The sequence below is a fragment of the Streptomyces sp. NPDC091209 genome, from assembly GCF_044757755.1.
Lineage (GTDB): Bacteria > Actinomycetota > Actinomycetes > Streptomycetales > Streptomycetaceae > Streptomyces.
This window is the reverse complement of sequence record NZ_JBIVVR010000011.1, coordinates 196842-213890: the sequence shown is the minus strand read 5'-3', so window position 1 is coordinate 213890 and position 17049 is coordinate 196842. Positions and strand designations below refer to the sequence as shown.

At 69.3% G+C, this 17049-nt stretch carries 14 protein-coding genes; 5 read left to right on the top strand and 9 right to left on the bottom strand.

The window, feature by feature from the left end; genetic code table 11:
• Window positions 1-31 precede the first annotated feature (31 nt).
• Window positions 32-1384, top strand: coding sequence for a hypothetical protein (locus ACIQRL_RS29840; RefSeq protein WP_401337305.1), 1353 nt, complete (start codon window positions 32-34; stop codon window positions 1382-1384).
• Window positions 1385-1765: 381 nt separating this feature from the next.
• Here ACIQRL_RS29840 and ACIQRL_RS29835 read toward each other — a convergent pair whose 3' ends face one another.
• Window positions 1766-2386, bottom strand: coding sequence for a YceI family protein (locus tag ACIQRL_RS29835; protein ID WP_401337303.1), 621 nt, complete (start codon window positions 2384-2386; stop codon window positions 1766-1768).
• Window positions 2387-2678: 292 nt separating this feature from the next.
• Between ACIQRL_RS29835 and ACIQRL_RS29830 the strand changes: the two genes are divergently transcribed.
• The 3 genes from ACIQRL_RS29830 to ACIQRL_RS29820 all read left to right on the top strand — a co-directional run bounded on the left by ACIQRL_RS29830 (window position 2679) and on the right by ACIQRL_RS29820 (window position 5287).
• Window positions 2679-3176: a hypothetical protein gene (locus ACIQRL_RS29830; RefSeq protein WP_401337301.1), complete on the top strand. Its 498-nt coding sequence runs from the start codon at window positions 2679-2681 to the stop codon at window positions 3174-3176.
• A 251-nt stretch (window positions 3177-3427) separates the two neighbouring features.
• Complete coding sequence (locus ACIQRL_RS29825; RefSeq protein ID WP_401337299.1) at window positions 3428-5035, top strand: acyl-CoA carboxylase subunit beta; 1608 nt, start codon at window positions 3428-3430, stop codon at window positions 5033-5035.
• Between the two features lie 57 nt (window positions 5036-5092).
• A complete protein-coding gene (locus ACIQRL_RS29820) occupies window positions 5093-5287 on the top strand; it encodes an acyl-CoA carboxylase subunit epsilon (RefSeq protein WP_261709981.1) in 195 nt (64 codons plus the stop codon).
• A gap of 315 nt (window positions 5288-5602) precedes the next feature.
• Here ACIQRL_RS29820 and ACIQRL_RS29815 read toward each other — a convergent pair whose 3' ends face one another.
• The 8 genes from ACIQRL_RS29815 to ACIQRL_RS29780 form a co-directional block, all read right to left on the bottom strand.
• The gene (locus tag ACIQRL_RS29815) at window positions 5603-6184 is read right to left on the bottom strand and encodes an ATP/GTP-binding protein (protein ID WP_151472110.1); all 582 of its coding nucleotides are present in this window, start codon (window positions 6182-6184) and stop codon (window positions 5603-5605) included.
• Window positions 6165-6764 (bottom strand): DUF742 domain-containing protein, encoded by a 600-nt coding sequence (locus tag ACIQRL_RS29810; protein WP_401337298.1) that lies wholly within the window; start codon window positions 6762-6764, stop codon window positions 6165-6167. Before ACIQRL_RS29810 ends, ACIQRL_RS29815 begins: the two co-directional genes overlap by 20 nt.
• Window positions 6765-6859: 95 nt before the next feature.
• Window positions 6860-7273 carry a roadblock/LC7 domain-containing protein gene (locus ACIQRL_RS29805; RefSeq protein ID WP_261709979.1) on the bottom strand — a complete coding sequence of 138 codons (414 nt, stop codon included), beginning with the start codon at window positions 7271-7273 and terminating at the stop codon, window positions 6860-6862.
• An 11-nt stretch (window positions 7274-7284) separates the two neighbouring features.
• Window positions 7285-10503 carry a nitrate- and nitrite sensing domain-containing protein gene (locus ACIQRL_RS29800; protein WP_401337296.1) on the bottom strand — a complete coding sequence of 1073 codons (3219 nt, stop codon included), beginning with the start codon at window positions 10501-10503 and terminating at the stop codon, window positions 7285-7287.
• Between the two features lie 350 nt (window positions 10504-10853).
• Window positions 10854-11429, bottom strand: coding sequence for an ATP/GTP-binding protein (locus ACIQRL_RS29795; RefSeq protein WP_028802395.1), 576 nt, complete (start codon window positions 11427-11429; stop codon window positions 10854-10856).
• Window positions 11410-11808 carry a DUF742 domain-containing protein gene (locus tag ACIQRL_RS29790; protein ID WP_365873159.1) on the bottom strand — a complete coding sequence of 133 codons (399 nt, stop codon included), beginning with the start codon at window positions 11806-11808 and terminating at the stop codon, window positions 11410-11412. Before ACIQRL_RS29790 ends, ACIQRL_RS29795 begins: the two co-directional genes overlap by 20 nt.
• Before the next feature lie 111 nt (window positions 11809-11919).
• Complete coding sequence (locus tag ACIQRL_RS29785) at window positions 11920-12333, bottom strand: roadblock/LC7 domain-containing protein (RefSeq protein ID WP_266765867.1); 414 nt, start codon at window positions 12331-12333, stop codon at window positions 11920-11922.
• 9 nt (window positions 12334-12342) lie between these two features.
• Window positions 12343-16083 carry a nitrate- and nitrite sensing domain-containing protein gene (locus tag ACIQRL_RS29780; protein ID WP_401337294.1) on the bottom strand — a complete coding sequence of 1247 codons (3741 nt, stop codon included), beginning with the start codon at window positions 16081-16083 and terminating at the stop codon, window positions 12343-12345.
• Between the two features lie 603 nt (window positions 16084-16686).
• Here ACIQRL_RS29780 and ACIQRL_RS29775 point away from each other — a divergent pair.
• Window positions 16687-16875, top strand: coding sequence for a hypothetical protein (locus ACIQRL_RS29775; protein WP_401337293.1), 189 nt, complete (start codon window positions 16687-16689; stop codon window positions 16873-16875).
• Window positions 16876-17049 lie beyond the last annotated feature (174 nt).

Below are 17049 nucleotides of genomic sequence, written 5' to 3'. Positions count from 1 at the left end.
GTTTTGCTCTGGTTCGGGTAGCTTCAAAGGCATGAGGGCCGCACGCACCCGAGGACTTCCAGGCCTGTTGGTCGCACTGACACTCGCGGCCCTGGCGATGGTGTGGTTCCCGGCGCCCCCGGCGCACGCGGCCACCGACGTCTCCACCGTGGCGGCGGCCCTCCGCAAGGGCCCTGTCTATGTGGACCCGGCGGCCTCCGCCCAGCTCTCCTCGTCGGAGGCCGACGCTCTCGCCGCCAAGATCAAGAAGGCGGACAAGCCGGTGTTCGTCGCCGTGCTCCCCGCGAACTACCCCACTCAGAACCTCTTCCAGAACCTGCGCACCGCCACCGGCATCACCGGTCTCTACGCGATCAGGCTCGGCGACCGCTTCGACGCCCGCGCGGACTCCTCGGTGATGTCCCGCTCCGCCGTGCAGAACCTGGTCACCAGCGTCCAGGGCGTGTCGGACGCGAACGCCCAGCTCAACGAATTCACCGACCGCGCGCTCGCCAACATCCACGGTTCGGCCCCCGCGAGCTGGGGCGGCGGCGCGAACGGCACAGGCGTCTCGGCGGGAGCGCTGATCGCGGTCGGCGCGGTGGCCATCGTCGGCGGCGCGGGCGCCTACACGGTCGTGCGGCGCAAGCGGCGCCGCAAGGAGGACGAACAGCGGGCGGCGCTCGACAGGCTCCGCGTGGTCGTGGACGAGGACATCACCGCCTTCGGCGAGGAACTGGACCGGCTCGACTTCCACCCCGCGGAGGCGGGCGCCGACGACGCGATGCGCGCGGACTACGAACGCGGTCTGGACGCCTACGAACAGGCGAAGTCCTTCATGGCCAAGGCCCAGCGCCCCGAGGACGTACGCGCCGTCACCCGGTCCCTGGAGGAGGGCCGCTTCTCGCTCGCCGTGCTCGCCGCGCGCCGCGAGGGCCGCCCGGTCCCCGAACGCCGGGCACCCTGCTTCTTCGACCCCCGGCACGGCCCGTCCGTCGCCGACGCGGCCTGGACACCGGCCGGGGGCGCGCCCCGCGAGGTGCCGGTCTGCAAAGCGGACTGGATCCGCCTCGTCGACGGCGAGGACCCGGCGATCCGCGAGGTCGAGACCGACCTCGGACGCCGCCCGTACTGGGACGCGGGCCCGGCGTACGGTCCCTGGGCGGGCGGCTACTTCGGCGGCGGCGTGCTGCCGGGCCTCCTCGTCGGGACCGTGCTCGGCAGCATGATGGCCAGCCCCGGGTACGGGGCCGCCTACGGCACCGGTTACGGAGACTTCGGCGGTGGATACGACGGCGGCGACGTCTCCGGTGCCGACTTCGACCCCGGCGACTTCGGCGGCGGCTTCGGGGGTGGCGGGGGAGGCGACTTCGGTGGCGGGGGAGACTTCGGCGGCGGCTTCTGAGGGGCGCCGCGCACGGGCGTGCCCTGCCGGCCGCCCGCCACCGCTCGCCTGCCGTGACGCCGCCCGGTGCCTGCCGTGAAGCCGACAGCCGCCCAGCGTCTGCCGCGCCGCCCGCCGACTGCCGCCCAGCGTCAGTCGTGACGCCACCCGCCACCGCTCGCCTGCCGTGACGCTGCCCGGCCCCCGGCCTCCGCTGCCCGGCCCCCGGCCCCCGGCGCCCGCCGTCCGCCCTGGAGCGGCCGGGCGGGAGAAGTGGCCGCGTGCGGACATGGGAGCGCCCGCCCTCTCCGTACGGGGAGGGCGGGCGGGCGCGCTCGGGGTGCCGCCGCGGCGAACGGGTCGGCCGGTGCCGGCCGACGCGGCCCGGCGGAAGCCGGTGACTCAGCCGGCGTTCTTGATCGCCGAGATGTCGAAGTTCAGCTTGATCTTGTCGGAGACGAGGACGCCGCCGGTCTCCAGGGCCGCGTTCCAGGTGAGGCCCCAGTCGGAGCGCAGGATCTCGGCCTTGCCCTCGAAGCCAACGCGCTCGTTGCCGAACGGGTCCTTCGCGGAACCGTTGAACTCCAGGTCGATGGCGATCTCGCGGGTGGTGCCGAGGATCTCCAGGTCGCCGGTGATCCGGTAGTCGTCGCCGCCCAGGGCCTCCGCCTTGGTGGAGCGGAAGGTCATCGCCGGGAACTCGTCGATCTTGAAGAAGTCGGCGCTCTTGAGGTGACCGTCGCGGTCCGCGGACCCGGTGTCGATGCTGTCCATCTTGACGTCGAGGGTCGCCGTCGACTTGGCCGGGTCGCCGCCGTCCAGGTGCAGCGTGCCCTCGAAGTCGTTGAACTTGCCCTTGACGTTGGTCACCATCGCGTGCCGGGCGACGAAGCCGAGCGTCGAGTGGGCCGGGTCGATGGTGTAGTCGCCGGTCAGCGCGGCCAGGTCCGGGCTGACGGCGGTGGCCGTCGCGGTGCCCGCGGACTCGGCGGTGTCGGTGGTCTTGCGGCCGAAGATGCCCATGACGTGCTCCTTTGGGGACGGGCCGCGGTTCCCGGAGGGGCCACGGCGTCATTCTGTTTAACGTTCAACGAGCTCAACAAGGGCAACCGTAGACCTATTCCGTTCAACTTTCAACATCATCCGGAGAGTGTCTCGCGCGTCACGGTGGGTTACACGTGTCCGGCCTCTGGCGAACGCGCGGAGAACTCGGGCACCATCTGCGTGCACCCCCTGCACAGCCGCCCCACAGGAATCACGGCCGTATGTCCCTACGGCCGCCCGACGGTCCTCCGCAGGAAAGGTCCCCCCTCAGATGAAGTTCAGGTCCGCGCTGACCGCTCTCGCCCTCGTCGTGGCTCCCGGTGTCGCCGTCGTCGGCACCGCGACCGATGCCTTCGCCGTCACCAAGATCAGTCACGCCACCGCCACCTCGATGTTCCGGCAGGCCGGCATCACCTGGTCCTCCTCCGGCAACTGCTCCGACCGCAACAACTCCACGTGTACGTCGTTCGAGCAGCTGAACCTCGCCACCGCGCAGGGCGCCCAGACCCTCAAGGGGGCCGGCGGCTGCGCGCTCAACATCACCGGCGGCACCGAGACCGGTCACGCGAGCGGCACCTACTCGCACTGGAACGGCTACAAGCTGGACTACGGCAAGAACACCTGCGTCACCGCCTACATCAAGAACACCTTCACCTACATCGGTCTGCGCGGTGACGGCGCGCCGCAGTACCAGTCCGGTGCCGGCAACATCTATGCCGACGAGGGCAACCACTGGGACGTCCTCTACTACAACTGCGGCGGCTGCTGAGCCGGCGCCCCGGGGGTGCGCGGACCGCCGAACGGGGGTCCGTGTCACCCTGGCGATGGCATGCGCCCCTCATGAATGTGAGGTGGCTCTCGGCCGAACGGTTTGTGTGAACTCAACAAGCCCAAGCCCCCCTGGGCAGTCGGATCGCCTGCATGTGATGGCGGTTCTGTTCAGGGGCACCAGGAAAACGGTCCGGAGACTGTGCAGAGTCGACGGGCCTGTTTCCTTGGTGGACTTCGTATGGTCGCTACATGACCGTTTTGGACGAGGCCGACACCGCGAGCTCCACGATCCCCGCAGGCGAACCGACGGACGCGCGTGGCCGTGTGGCAGAACTGCACGCCATCCGTGCGGAGGCGCTGCGGGGTCCCAGTGAGAAGGCGACCGAGGCGCAGCACGCCAAGGGCAAGCTGACCGCCCGGGAGCGCATCGAGCTGCTGCTGGACGCGGGCTCGTTCCAGGAGGTCGAGCAGCTGCGCCGGCACCGGGCGACCGGTTTCGGCCTGGAGGCCAAGAGGCCGTACACGGACGGTGTCATCACCGGCTGGGGCACGGTCGAGGGCCGCACGGTCTTCGTCTACGCCCACGACTTCCGGATCTTCGGCGGCGCGCTGGGCGAGGCCCACGCCACGAAGATCCACAAGATCATGGACATGGCCATCGCGGCGGGTGCGCCGCTGGTGTCCCTGAACGACGGCGCGGGCGCCCGTATCCAGGAGGGCGTCTCCGCCCTCGCCGGCTACGGCGGCATCTTCCAGCGCAACACCAAAGCCTCGGGTGTCATCCCGCAGATCTCCGTGATGCTCGGCCCGTGCGCCGGCGGCGCGGCCTACAGCCCCGCGCTCACCGACTTCGTCTTCATGGTCCGCGAGACCTCGCAGATGTTCATCACCGGCCCGGACGTGGTCAAGGCGGTGACGGGCGAGGAGATCACCCAGAACGGCCTGGGCGGCGCCGACGTCCACGCGGAGACCTCCGGCGTCTGTCACTTCGCGTACGACGACGAGGAGACCTGCATCGCCGAGGTCCGCTACCTCCTGTCGATGCTCCCGCAGAACAACCGCGAGAACCCGCCGCGGGCCGCCTCCGCCGACCCGGCCGACCGCCGCAGCGAGGTGCTGCTGGACCTGGTCCCGGCCGACGGCAACCGCCCGTACGACATGACCAAGGTCATCGAGGAGCTCGTCGACGACGGCGACTACCTGGAGGTCCACGAGCGCTGGGCCCGCAACATCATCTGCGCGCTGGCCCGCCTCGACGGCCAGGTGGTGGGCATCGTCGCCAACCAGCCCCAGAGCCTGGCGGGTGTCCTCGACATCGAGGCATCCGAAAAAGCTGCACGCTTTGTCCAGATGTGTGACGCTTTCAATATCCCGATCATCACGTTGCTGGACGTGCCTGGGTTCCTCCCGGGTGTCGACCAGGAGCACGGCGGGATCATCCGGCACGGCGCGAAGCTGCTCTACGCGTACTGCAACGCGACGGTGCCGCGGATCTCTCTCATCCTGCGCAAGGCGTACGGAGGTGCCTACATCGTCATGGACAGCCAGTCCATCGGGGCGGACCTCACCTACGCCTGGCCGACGAACGAGATCGCCGTCATGGGCGCCGAGGGTGCCGCCAACGTCATCTTCCGCCGTCAGATCGCCGATGCCGCCGATCCCGAGGCGATGCGCGTCCGCATGGTCAAGGAGTACAAGGCCGAGCTGATGCACCCGTACTACGCGGCGGAGCGCGGTCTGGTCGACGACGTCATCGACCCCGCCGAGACCCGCGAGGTCCTGATCAAGTCGCTCGCGATGCTGCACACCAAGCACGCGGACCTGCCCTCCCGCAAGCACGGCAACCCCCCGCAGTAACCCTGCGGATTCTCCGCGGTACCGCCGCGGAAACCTCTCTCATGGAGACTGAAACCTATGAGCAACGCTGACATCCGCGTCGAGAAGGGTCACGCCGAGCCCGAAGAGGTCGCCGCCATCACGGCGATCCTCCTGGCCCGTGCCGCGGCCGCTCCCACTGATGCCGCTCCTGCCCACCGCGCCCACCGCAAGGCGGGCTGGCGCCGACTGGAGCGGGAGCCCGGCTTCCGGGCACCGCACAGCTGGCACTGAGGGTCTGACGCCGACAGCCCCGTCCTCCCGATGGAGGGCGGGGCTGCGGTGCGTCCTGGAGGCCGTCGGCGCCCTCCAGGGCCAACAGGGAGCTTTCCGGCGGGTGTTCGAGTGTCCCCGGCCGTCCCGCCGTCCAACGGGGCTGTACGGGCCAGGAGTTCGGCCGGAGACCGTTCGACGTGTACCGGGCGGGCGCACGCGGACCACGCGCGCACGCCGACCGCGGACGGCTGACGACGGGCGGGCGACAACGGACAACGGCCCCCGCTTCTCCGGGAGGAGAAGCGGGGGCCGTTGTCGCCGAAGCGGGAGACGCTAGCGGAGGCGCGCCATGAGGGCGTGCTCGACCAGCGTGATCAGTGCCGACTTCGCGTCCGCGCGGTGGCGGGCGTCCGTCGTGATGATCGGGGCGTCCGGGCCGATCTGGAGGGCCTCGCGGACTTCCTCGGGCTGGTACGGCTGGTTGCCGTCGAAGCCGTTGAGGGCGATGACGAACGGCAGGCCGCTGTTCTCGAAGTAGTCGACCGCGGGGAAGCAGTCGGCGAGACGCCGGGTGTCCACCAGGACGATGGCGCCGATGGCGCCGCGGACCAGGTCGTCCCACATGAACCAGAAGCGGTCCTGGCCCGGCGTACCGAAGAGGTACAGGATCAGGTCCTGGTCGAGGGTGATACGGCCGAAGTCCATGGCGACGGTCGTCGTCTTCTTGTCACCGGTGTGCGTGAGGTCGTCGATGCCCGCCGAGGCGGACGTCATGACGGCCTCGGTACGCAGCGGGTTGATCTCCGAGACGGCGCCGACGAACGTGGTCTTGCCCACGCCGAAGCCGCCCGCCACCACGATCTTCGCGGACGTGGTGGAGCGGGAAGGCCCTCCGCTAGAGCTTGCGAAGTCCACTGAGCACCCTTTCGAGCAATGTCACGGCTGGCTGGCCGCCGGCGCTCTCGTCGCCGCCCGGCTGATGAATGGCGACCAGGCCCGCTTCCGCCAAGTCGGCGACGAGGATCCTGGCTACACCGAGAGGGATGGTCAGCAGGGCCGAGATCTCGGCCACCGACTTGATCTCCCGGCAGAGGTTGCAGATGCGCTGATGCTCGGGCAACTGGCCCTGCATCTGGTGCGGCTGCGCGGTGGTGTGCACCAGTGCCTCGATGGCGAGCTGGTAGCGGGGCCTGGTGCGGCCACCCGTCATGGCGTAGGGACGCACCAGGGGATTGCTCGCCGACCCGGCGGGCGACGGCTCGGGTGAGCGTCGCTGCGGCTGCACGGGCTGGATACGCGGTGCCGACGGCTGGTCGTACGGGGACGGCCCGGGGCCCTGCGGACCCTGGGGCGGGTAAGGCTGCCGCGGCTGGCTGGGTGCGGAGGGAAAGTTGTACCGGTTCGGGTTCTGAGAACCGTCACCCTGGCCGCCCTGCCCCTGGCCGGGGCCGTACGACCAATTGCCCGAAGACGAACCGCCTGGGGGTGTTACCACTTTCTCTCCTCCTCCGACTGCGCCGGGCACCCAACGTGTGGGACCGCGTCCCGAAACCTTACGGCCCCGGGACGCCAATTCGCACCGTCTGTCTATTAGTTGAGAAGGCTGCCCTGGAGCTCCGCACGAAGATCCGGAGTGAGGACCGTGCCCGCACGGTCCACCAGAAGCGCCATCTCGTACCCAATGAGACCGATGTCCGCCTCAGGGTGTGCAAGTACTGCGAGTGAAGAACCATCCGAAACGGACATGAGGAAAAGGAACCCTCGCTCCATCTCCACAACCGTCTGGTTCACATGGCCGCCCTCGAAGATACGGGACGCGCCCGCGGTCAATGAGGTCAGACCGGACGCGACGGCCGCCAACTGGTCGGCGCGGTCGCGGGGAAAGCCTTCGGACATGGCCAGAAGGAGTCCGTCGGCGGAGACCACCACTGTGTGGGACACCCCGGGGGTGTTGTCCACGAAGTTGGTGATCAACCAGTTCAGGTTCTGTGCCGCCTGGCTCATCGGGCTCACAACTAACGCTCCTGGTTGTAGGTGCTGTCAGGACCGAGGCCCTGACCGTTCGTCTCACTACCTGCATTACGTCCCCGCTCCACGCCGCGACGCAGGTTGCTCAGCCTGCCCCGGACGTCCTCAGGAGCACGGGAGACCTGGGGGCCGCCCTGGGGGGTCGACTCCGCGGTTCCCTCGACCAGGTTGGCCTTGGGCACCCGCCGCGGCAGACCGGACGAGGTGACCCCGCCCGCCTTGGGCTTCTTGAGCTGCTCGGCGCGCTGCCAACGATCGTCGTTGGACGATCGCCAGTCGTCGCCCGCGTTCCCGGAGGAGGCGGGCGCCGCCTCACGGGCCGGCTCCGCGGGGCGCCGGCCGTTGCCGGCGGCAGCTGCTCCGCGACGGGGCAGTCCCGCGTCGGTCATCGTGTGGGCGGCCGAGGGGGCCGGTCCCGGACGACTGAAGCCTACGCTGTCCGGCTGGGCCGCGTCGGCGACCTGCGGAGATTCCGCTTGCGGAGCGTAGTCGGACCGGTACCCGCCCTGGTACGCGTCCTGCTGCGGCCAGTCGTCCTGGTAGGACGGCTCACCGAAGGCCGAAAGCGACTCCGGGGCGGCGCCGCCCAGTCCCGCGTGCTCCTGCTGGACCGGCTCCGTGTAGGAGGGTTCAGGGTAGCCGCCGTTGGACGGGAAGTACGCCTCGTCGTACGCAGCCTGCTGCGGCTCCTCGTACGTCGTCTGCTGGTCGTAGGTGGTCTGCTGCTCCTCGTGCACACCCTGAGCGCCGTCGAACGCCGGGGCGCCGTTGAAGGACGCCTGTCCGTTGTCGTACGCGGGCTGGGCCTCGAAGCCGTCGCTGAAGGCCTGGGGGCCCTCGATGGCCTCCACGCCCTGCGCCTGGGCCTCCAGGGCCGCACGGCGCTCCTCGCGCATCAGGGAGCGGCCCACGGGGTCCAGATCCCGGGCGTCGTCCGGGACCTCGTAGCGGCTGTCGTCGAAACCGAGGTCCGCGGCGGTCAGGACCGGCTTCTGCTGCTGCTGGCCGCCGAAGCTCTCGCCCTGGAACGACTGCTGCTGCTGCTGCTCGGGAATGATCTGGGACACGGTGAACTCGTCGCGCATCGGCTGGTGCTCGCCGCCGCCACCGTGGGTGATGGCGTCGGGAAGCATGACCAGCGAGGTCGTACCGGCCTGCTCGCCGGAGGGGCGGAGCTGGACGCGGATGCCGTGGCGGTCGGACAGCCGGCCGACCACGAACAGGCCCATGCGCTGAGAGATCGCGGCGTCCACGGTCGGCGGGTTGGCCAGCTTGTGGTTGATGTCCGCGAAGTCCTCGGCGGTGAGGCCGATGCCCTTGTCGTGGATCTCGACCATGATGCGGCCGTCGGGCAGACGGGTCGCGGTGACGCGGACCTTGGTCTGCGGGGAGGAGAACGTGGTCGCGTTCTCCAGGAGCTCGGCGAGCAGGTGCACGAGGTCGGTCACGGAGCGGCCGTGGATCTCGGCCTCCGGGACGCCGGAGAGCTCGATGCGCTCGTACTGCTCCACCTCGGAGGAGGCGGCGCGCAGCACGTCGACCAGCGGGACCGGCTGGTCCCAGCGGCGGCCGGGCTCCTCGCCGGCGAGGACCAGGAGGTTCTCGCCGTTGCGGCGCATACGGGTCGCGAGGTGGTCCAGGCGGAAGAGGTTCTCCAGCTGGTCCGGGTCGGCCTCGTTGTTCTCCAGGTCGGTGATCAGGGTCAGCTGGCCCTCGATCAGCGACTGGTTGCGGCGCGAGAGGTTGGTGAAGATCGCGTTGATGTTGCCTCGCAGGAGGGCCTGCTCGGCGGCCAGTCGTACGGCCTCGCGGTGGACCTGGTCGAAGGCGCGGGCGACTTCGCCGATCTCGTCCGTGGTGGTGATCGGGATCGGCTGCACGCGGGTGTCGACCCGGCCGGGGTCGGTGCGCGAGAGCTGGTCGACCAGCATCGGCAGACGCTGCTCGGCGACGTTGAAGGCGGCGTTGCGGAGCTGGCGCATCGCGCGGCTCATCTGGCGGGCCACCATGCCGGCCAGGATGAACGCGGCGAGCAGGGCGATCACGACGACGGCGCCGGTGATGAAGGCGTCGGTCTTGGCCGTGTCCGAGATGTCAGCGGCCTCGGCCACCGCCTTGTCGGCGAGGTCCGACTCGATCTGCCGGTAGGCGTTGTACTTGGCGGTGTTGACCGCCATCCAGTTCTGCGCGGTGACGCCCTTCGCGGCCAACGCGGCGCGGTCGCTCTCCAGCGGGGACGGGAGCGTCGCCAGAGCCGTGACCATGCCGTTCGCTTCCGCGGGCGGCTTCACGTAGTTCGGGTCGGCGGCCGCGGCATCCCGCGCCTGCGCCGTCAGATCCGACTTGATCCGCGACTGGGCAGCCTCGAGCTTGCTCGCGTCGGCCTCGGTGCCACCACCGATGTACTCCTCGACGGCGATGCCTTCGAGGTAGGCGTACGAGGAGAGGGCGACGCGCTGGCTGGCGAGGCTGCTCAGACCGGGACCCGGCTTGATCAGCATGTGCATGCCGATGGACCGCTCCAGCGACAGCGCGGCCTTGGACAGCGAGATCGCGTAGACCGTACGGCCGTAGCTGGTGATGTTTCCGGTGCCCAGACCGAGCTCGTTGGCGAACTCCATCAGCGGGTGCTGGATCTGGAGGTAGCCCTCTTCGGTGCTCACACCGGGACGCTTGTTGGTGTACGCCTCGTTGCGCAGCTTCTCGAGACCGGGCTCGACGTTGCGGAAGACGGCCAGGCGGCGTTCCAGGCCCGGCGTCTTGGGCATGTTCTGGGCGGCCTGGTCGAACTCGTCGGCGGCCAGGTCCGTCTGCTTGCGGACCTTGACGACGGTGGCGTCCTTCGTGCCGGCGCCGGTCAGCAGCGGATAGGCGCTGAGGTCGCGCTCGACGAACAGTTTGTCGCCGTAGTTCAGCGCGGCCTGGACCAGGCGGGCCGTCTTCTCGGCGTCCTGGGCTTCCTGCCAGGTGTCGATCGAGCTCTTCACCTGGAAGCCGCCCATGACGAGGCCGACCACCACGGGTATGAGCAGGATCGCGTTCAGCCTGGTCGGCACGCGCCAGTTGCGCGGGGAGAAACGACTGCCGCTCGGCGCGGGCGCCGGTACGGGCTCCGGGCCGGGCACCTGTACGGGCGCCGCTCCGCGCTGCGGCGGGGTGAAGTTGCCCCGTGCCGACGGCTCGGGACCGTTCATGCTTCGCCTCACTCGACCAACAACCTCTCGGCGTCGGCACCTACGTTGTGCCGCGGTATCTACCAGCGCCCTTGACTACTGGGCAGTTCAGCGCATTCCAGCACGTCGAGCGGCGCCCTTCCAAACACTCGGAATCGATGATTCCGAGTGGCTCCGGCCACACATAAAACGGTCATAAAGAGCGAGCCCCGCCAAAAGGCGGGGCTTTCATGAGCGCAGTGGTACCGGGTGACCGCGATGCGTGTCGGGGTCGGTGAAATTCTCTGTCGAAACGTTATGAACACTGACGCCGACCGTGTCAAACGACACAGTCGGCTCCAATGCGTCTACGACAACTTCCATACGGAGCTGTCTACTTGCTGCTACCGCAGCCGGGCCATGAGGGCGTGCTCGACCAGGGTGATCAGAGCGCTCTTCGCATCTGCACGGTGTCGCGCGTCCGTCGTGATGATCGGAGCGTCCGGGCCGATCTGAAGGGCCTCGCGCACTTCCTCCGGGTTGTACGGCTGGTGTCCGTCGAAGCCGTTGAGGGCGATGACGAACGGCAGGCCGCTGTTCTCGAAGTAGTCGACCGCCGGGAAGCAGTCGGCGAGACGCCGGGTGTCCACCAGGACCACGGCGCCGATGGCGCCGCGGACCAGGTCGTCCCACATGAACCAGAAGCGGTCCTGGCCCGGCGTACCGAAGAGGTACAGGATCAGGTCCTGGTCAAGGGTGATACGGCCGAAGTCCATGGCCACCGTGGTGGTCGTCTTGTCCCCGGTGTGGGTGAGGTCGTCGATGCCCGCCGAAGCGGAGGTCATGACGGCCTCGGTACGCAGCGGGTTGATCTCCGAGACGGCACCCACGAACGTGGTCTTGCCGACACCGAAGCCACCCGCTACGACGATCTTCGCGGAGGTGGTCGCCCGGCCTCCGTCAGAGCTTGCGAAGTCCACTGAGCACCCTTTCGAGCAGTGTCACGGCCGGCACGCCGCCGTTGTTCTCATCGCCGCCAGGCTGGTGAATGGCGACGAGTCCGGCCTCCGCGAGGTCCGCGACGAGGATCCTGGCCACACCGAGAGGCATGGACAGGAGGGCCGACACCTCGGCCACCGACTTCACTTCCCGGCACAGGTGGCAGATGCGCTGGTGTTCGGGGAGCAGTCCCATCAGCTGGGCCGGATCGGCCGTGGTGCTGATCAGGGCCTCTATGGCGAGTTGGTACCGCGGCCGGGTCCGGCCGCCGGTCATCGCGTACGGACGTACCAGCGGCTGGTCGCCTTCGTCCCCGTACGGCTCAGCGTACGGATCATGAGAGGCGGTGGGCGGTGTCATGAATCCTCCGGGCGGGACAGCAAGTCGGTCAGTCGTGCCGTCTGTTGGGGCCGGTGGGGGGATTGTGGCGGCCGGACGGTGATTTCGTGCGGTGTCTGGATCCGGCGGCGGTCAGTGAAGCAGACTGCCTTGTAGCTCGGCACGCAGGTCCGGCGTGAGGACAGCGCCCGCACGATCGACGAGCAGTGCCATCTCGTAGCCGACGAGACCGATGTCGCACTCCGGGTGGGAGAGGACCGCGAGGGACGATCCGTCCGAAACCGACATCAGGAAGAGGAAACCGCGTTCCATCTCCACGACCGTCTGGGCAACGGCCCCACCTTCGAAGATCCGGGAGGCCCCGGCGGTCAGCGAGGTGAGTCCGGAGGCGACGGCCGCCAGTTGGTCCGCGCGGTCGCGGGGAAAGCCTTCGGACATTGCCAGAAGGAGTCCGTCGGCGGACACGACGACGGTGTGGGACACCCCGGGGGTGTTGTCCACAAAGTTGGTGATCAACCAGTTGAGGTTCTGTGCCGCCTGGCTCATCGGGCTCAACTAACGCTCCTGCTGGTGAGTGGGGCTGGGGAAGCTGCCGGTCTGGCCGTTGGGAGCGGCCTGTCGACCTTGCTGAATGCCCCTACGGAGATTGGTCAGCCGGCCGCGTACGTCATCAGGCGCACGCGAGACCTGCGGACCGCTTTGGTGCTGTTGCTGCTGTGCCGTGCCCGCGACGAGGTTGGCTCGCGGGACGCGGCGCGGCAGGCCTGAGGTGGTGACCCCGCCTGCCGACGGTTTACGGGCTCGCTCCGCCTGCTTGACGAGATCGTCGTTCGGAGAGCTGCGCCACGTGGTAGCGGCCGGTGCGGCGGCCGGCCGCTGCTGCGGAGCCGGGGGAGTCTGCGGCTGCTGGGGGACAGCCGGCGCGAATCCCTGGGACCCGTTGTTCTGGGGAGTGCCGTTGGTGGGAGCACCGTCCGAGCCGTTCGCCTGACCGTGGAACCAGTTGGTCTCCAGCGTGTCGTACAGCGGGGTACGGCCGTCACCGGGGTTCGAGGCCGGCGGAAGCGCCTCGGGCTCCTGACGGACGGGCGGCTGAGGGGAGGCCGGCCGTTCGTACTGTCCGGTGGACGACGAGCCCTGCCCGTTGCCGTACCCGGGCATCGCGAACTGCCCGGTGGACGAGGGGTCCTGGGAAGGCGCGTAGCCCGGCTGGGCGAACTGGCCGGTGGACGACGGGTCCTGGGAGGCACCGTAGCCCGGGGTGGCGAACTGCCCCGTGCCGGCCGGGTTCTGGCCGACGGAGGACTGGTTGCCGGAGCCGTAGCCGTACTGGCCGTTGTTCTGGCCGTTGTTCTGCGGCGCACCCGTGCCGGGGCGCGGGGCGTCGAAGTCGGGACGGGCGAACTCCGCGGTGGAGGCGGGGCCCTGGCGATCGTCGATCCGCGGCATGCGCGAAGTGGCGTCGTGGTCCTCGTGACCGCGCGGGGTGTCGGCGGACGTACGCGGAACCGGCGGCTGCGCGTTGTCGTCGCTCCAGCTCGGCGTGCGGGAAGCCGTGTTGCCACCGGGAAGCTCGGCGCGTGCGCCACCGCGGCCCGGAAGCTGCGGCCGGCGACGGCTGCCCTTGCCACTGGCCGGTGCCTGCGCGGGCGCCGGAGCGGCGGGCGCGGGGTTGCTGTCGCCGAAGGCGTTCTGCCCGGCGCCGGATCCGTTGCCGAACGAGTTCTGCTGGCCGCCGGACGTGTCACCGAAGGCGTTCGGAGAAGCCGATCCGCCGCCGAATCCCTGCTGGCCGCCGTTGCCGGACTGGTAGCCCTGCGGGCTCTGCCCGAAGGCGTTCGCACCGGCCGGAGCCTGCCTGCCCTGCTGACCGGCACCCTGGCCCTGCGGACCACGTGCTCCGCCGGGAGTACCGGGGCGACCGCCCTGGTTGCTTCCGGGCAGTGCGGCCCGCGCACCCTGGCCGGCGCCGACCTGTCCGCGCTGAGGCGGGGCCCCGAGGGGGCCACCGGGAGCGGAGGGGGCTCCGGCACCGAGCGAGGGACCGTTCGGCGTGCCGTTCGAGCGACGGGCCGCGGCCACACCGGCCGAAGCCTGCGCCGCCGCGGGGCCGCCACCGGGGGCACCCTGGCCCGGCTTGTTCGGCATGGGCTTCTTGCCGCCCTGCGCGACGTCCACCGGCAGCATGACCAGTGCGGTCGTACCGCCGGAGTCGGACGGACGGAGCTGGATGCGGATGCCGTGACGCTGGGACAGACGACCGACCACGAACAGACCCATGCGGCGGGAGACGGAGACGTCCACCGTGGGCGGAGCGGCGAGCCGCTCGTTGATCGCGGCCAGGTCCTCGGGCGACAGACCGATACCGGTGTCGTGGATCTCGATCAGCACCCGGCCGTCGGGCAGGGCGTGACCGGTGACCTTGACCTTGGTCTGCGGGGAGGAGAACGACGTGGCGTTCTCCAGCAGCTCGGCGAGCAGGTGGACGAGGTCGTTGACGACCCGGCCGGCGACCTCGGTGGTCGGGACCGAGGCGAGTTCGATGCGCTCGTACTGCTCCACCTCGGAGGCGGCGGCGCGGAGCACGTCGACCAGCGGGACCGGACGGGTCCAGCGGCGACCGGGCTCTTCACCGGCGAGAACGAGGAGGTTTTCACCGTTACGGCGCATGCGGGTCGCGAGGTGGTCGAGCTTGAACAGCGAGGAGAGCTGGTCGGGGTCGGCCTCACGGGACTCCAGCTCGGAAATGAGCGAGAGCTGACGCTGGATAAGACCCTGGGAACGGCGCGAGAGGTTGGTGAACATCGCGTTGACGTTGCCTCGCAGAAGGGCCTGCTCGGCGGCGAGGCGGACGGCCTCGCGGTGCACGTCGTCGAAGGCCGCGGCCACCTGGCCGATCTCGTCCCGGGAGTGCACACCGACCGACTCGACGGAGGTGTCGACGTCCTGCGGGTCCGACTCCGAGAGCTGCTTGACCAGCTCGGGCAGGCGGTCCTGGGCGACCCGGGTCGCGGTGTCCTGGAGGCGGCGCAGCGAGCGGATCATGGAGCGGGCCACCACGAAGGCGCCGACGAGCGAGACACCGAGGACGAGCAGGATCAGTACACCGGAGACGATCGCCTCGCTCTGGGACTGGTTGCGCAGCTCACGGGCCTTCTGCTCCATCTCGCCGAGCAGCGTGGTCTCGATCTTCGCCATCTGGTCGATCTTGGCGGAGTCGTCGTCGACCCAGTCCCTGTAAGAGCGCTTGTTCTGCGTCTTCAGACCGTCGGCGTTGCTCAGTACGCGCTTGGCGTACTGGTCGGCGGACTTGATCGTCGGGTTGTCGCCCTCGATCGGCTGGAGCAGTTCCGCGTTGCCAACACCGTAGATGTTCTTGAAGGAGTCCACTTCCGAGGACTGGCTCTGCTGCGCGGAGAGCGCGTACTGCTGGTCGTTCTTGGAGAGGGAACCGAAGGTCTTCGGCTGCTCGGGAAGCGCGGCGGCGATGACGGCCCGCTGGACGGAGGCGTACTCCTTGGCCGCGGAGAAGGCCGACAGCGCACGGGTGCGCTGGATCATCTCCGGGTTGCTGGTCGCCTCGGCCATGTCCTGAGAGAGCGCGAGGAGCTCGGTCACCAGGCGGTGGTACGCGTCCACCGTCTGGGTCGAGTTCTGGGGGTCGGCGTAGGCGTCGCGGCGGATCGTGTTGAGGTTGTACAGCTCACTGACGACACCGACGAGGCTGTCGTGCACACCGGCCAGCTGGCCCGTGGCCGTGGCGTCGTCGACCTGCTGCGTGCCCTGGAGGAAGTTCTTCTTCGCGACGTCCGTTTTGTCGCGCACCTGCTTGACGGTGTAGTCGTTGGCCAGGGCACCGTGTGCCAGCGGACCGGCCGACTCGTCGCGCTCCGCCTGGAGCGCGGCGGCGAGTTCGGTGGCCTGCTTGGTCATCTCGGTCAGCAGTCGCATGTTGTCGAGCTGCTGGATGTTGTCCATCGACTGGTTGATGCGGAGCGCACCCAGCGAGGTCGCGGCGACCACGGGGAGAGCAAGCAGTGACACCAGTCGTGTCGAGATGCGCCAGTTCCGCAGGGCTACGCGCGAGCCGGGGCCCGGTGTGCTCTTCGGTGTGGCGTCCGTTGTCGTGGCGGGAGCCTTGGCCTTCGAGCCGGCGCGAGCGGAGTGTTCACCGCTGCCGCCGACCTCTGCCGGTCCCGGGTTCTGGGCGTGCTGGGGCGAGGAACCGCGGTCGGTCCCGCCGCGCGGCTCCGGCTCCGCCGAAGCGCTGCCATCCCTCTTGAAACGTCCCTGCACTAGCGTCGCAACCTCTGGACCAGGCGCCCCTCCGCTGGAACGGCGGGACGGTGTCGGCGTTGTACGGGATACGCAGATGCGCATCTCGTATGTGGTCTGAGTGACCGGCGCAGGCTCCCCCTATCCCGCCGCCACTCGGCGCTGCGAAGCGCCCCTGCGCGCCGGATTCGTGATTCCGCGGCGGTCCGAGGAATTCCAGCACAGTGCAGGATCTCCAACAAGGGCCGAGTACCAGGCTGTGACCTCCGTGACAGCATGTGAGGGCCACGTCACGAGGTGTGTAAGGGGATCCCGTACATACCGGGCGTATACCTACGAGCCGTTGGCGTATATACCCTGTCCCAGTCGCGATGATCAGGAGCGGAATGATTGGTTCAGTGGAGCAATGTCCGTTTGGTCGGCCCAGGTTGAGGGTCGTGATTGACCGGTTTGTTCCTCGGTGAGTGAGGAAACTCACACGGCGATCATGGCGTCTTCACGGCATCGCCCGGGAATTGAATGTTTAGCCTGACGCTTTACAGGGATGGCGAATCCGACAACCCGCGCCTATGTGGGGCTCTTTGACCCCGACCGGCGCCCAGGACGACAAGGTCGAGCAAAACGGTGAAGACGACGATGATGTTCCGCAACATAGCCAATCCGCGACGCACGACGCTGGCGCACCTCGAGGACGCCGATGCCCTGCGGACGCCGGAGCGGCCGGAGCACTCGGTCCACCTCCCCCTGCAGACGGCCAACCCCCGCCGCACCGTCCTGATGGACATCCCGGCCGCGGCCTCCGCCGCGGAGTGAGCGAAGCGGACGGTCCCCGACCCGAGGGGCCCCGCGCCCGGCGCGCGGTCCCCTCGGGTCGTCCACGGCCCGGACGGACCCGCCCCGCTCCCCGCCCTGCCCGCCGCCCCGCTCACCGTCTCGGCGGATATACGCGAAGCCCACAGCCCTTGCCGCGTTAGCCTGGAGCGTCAG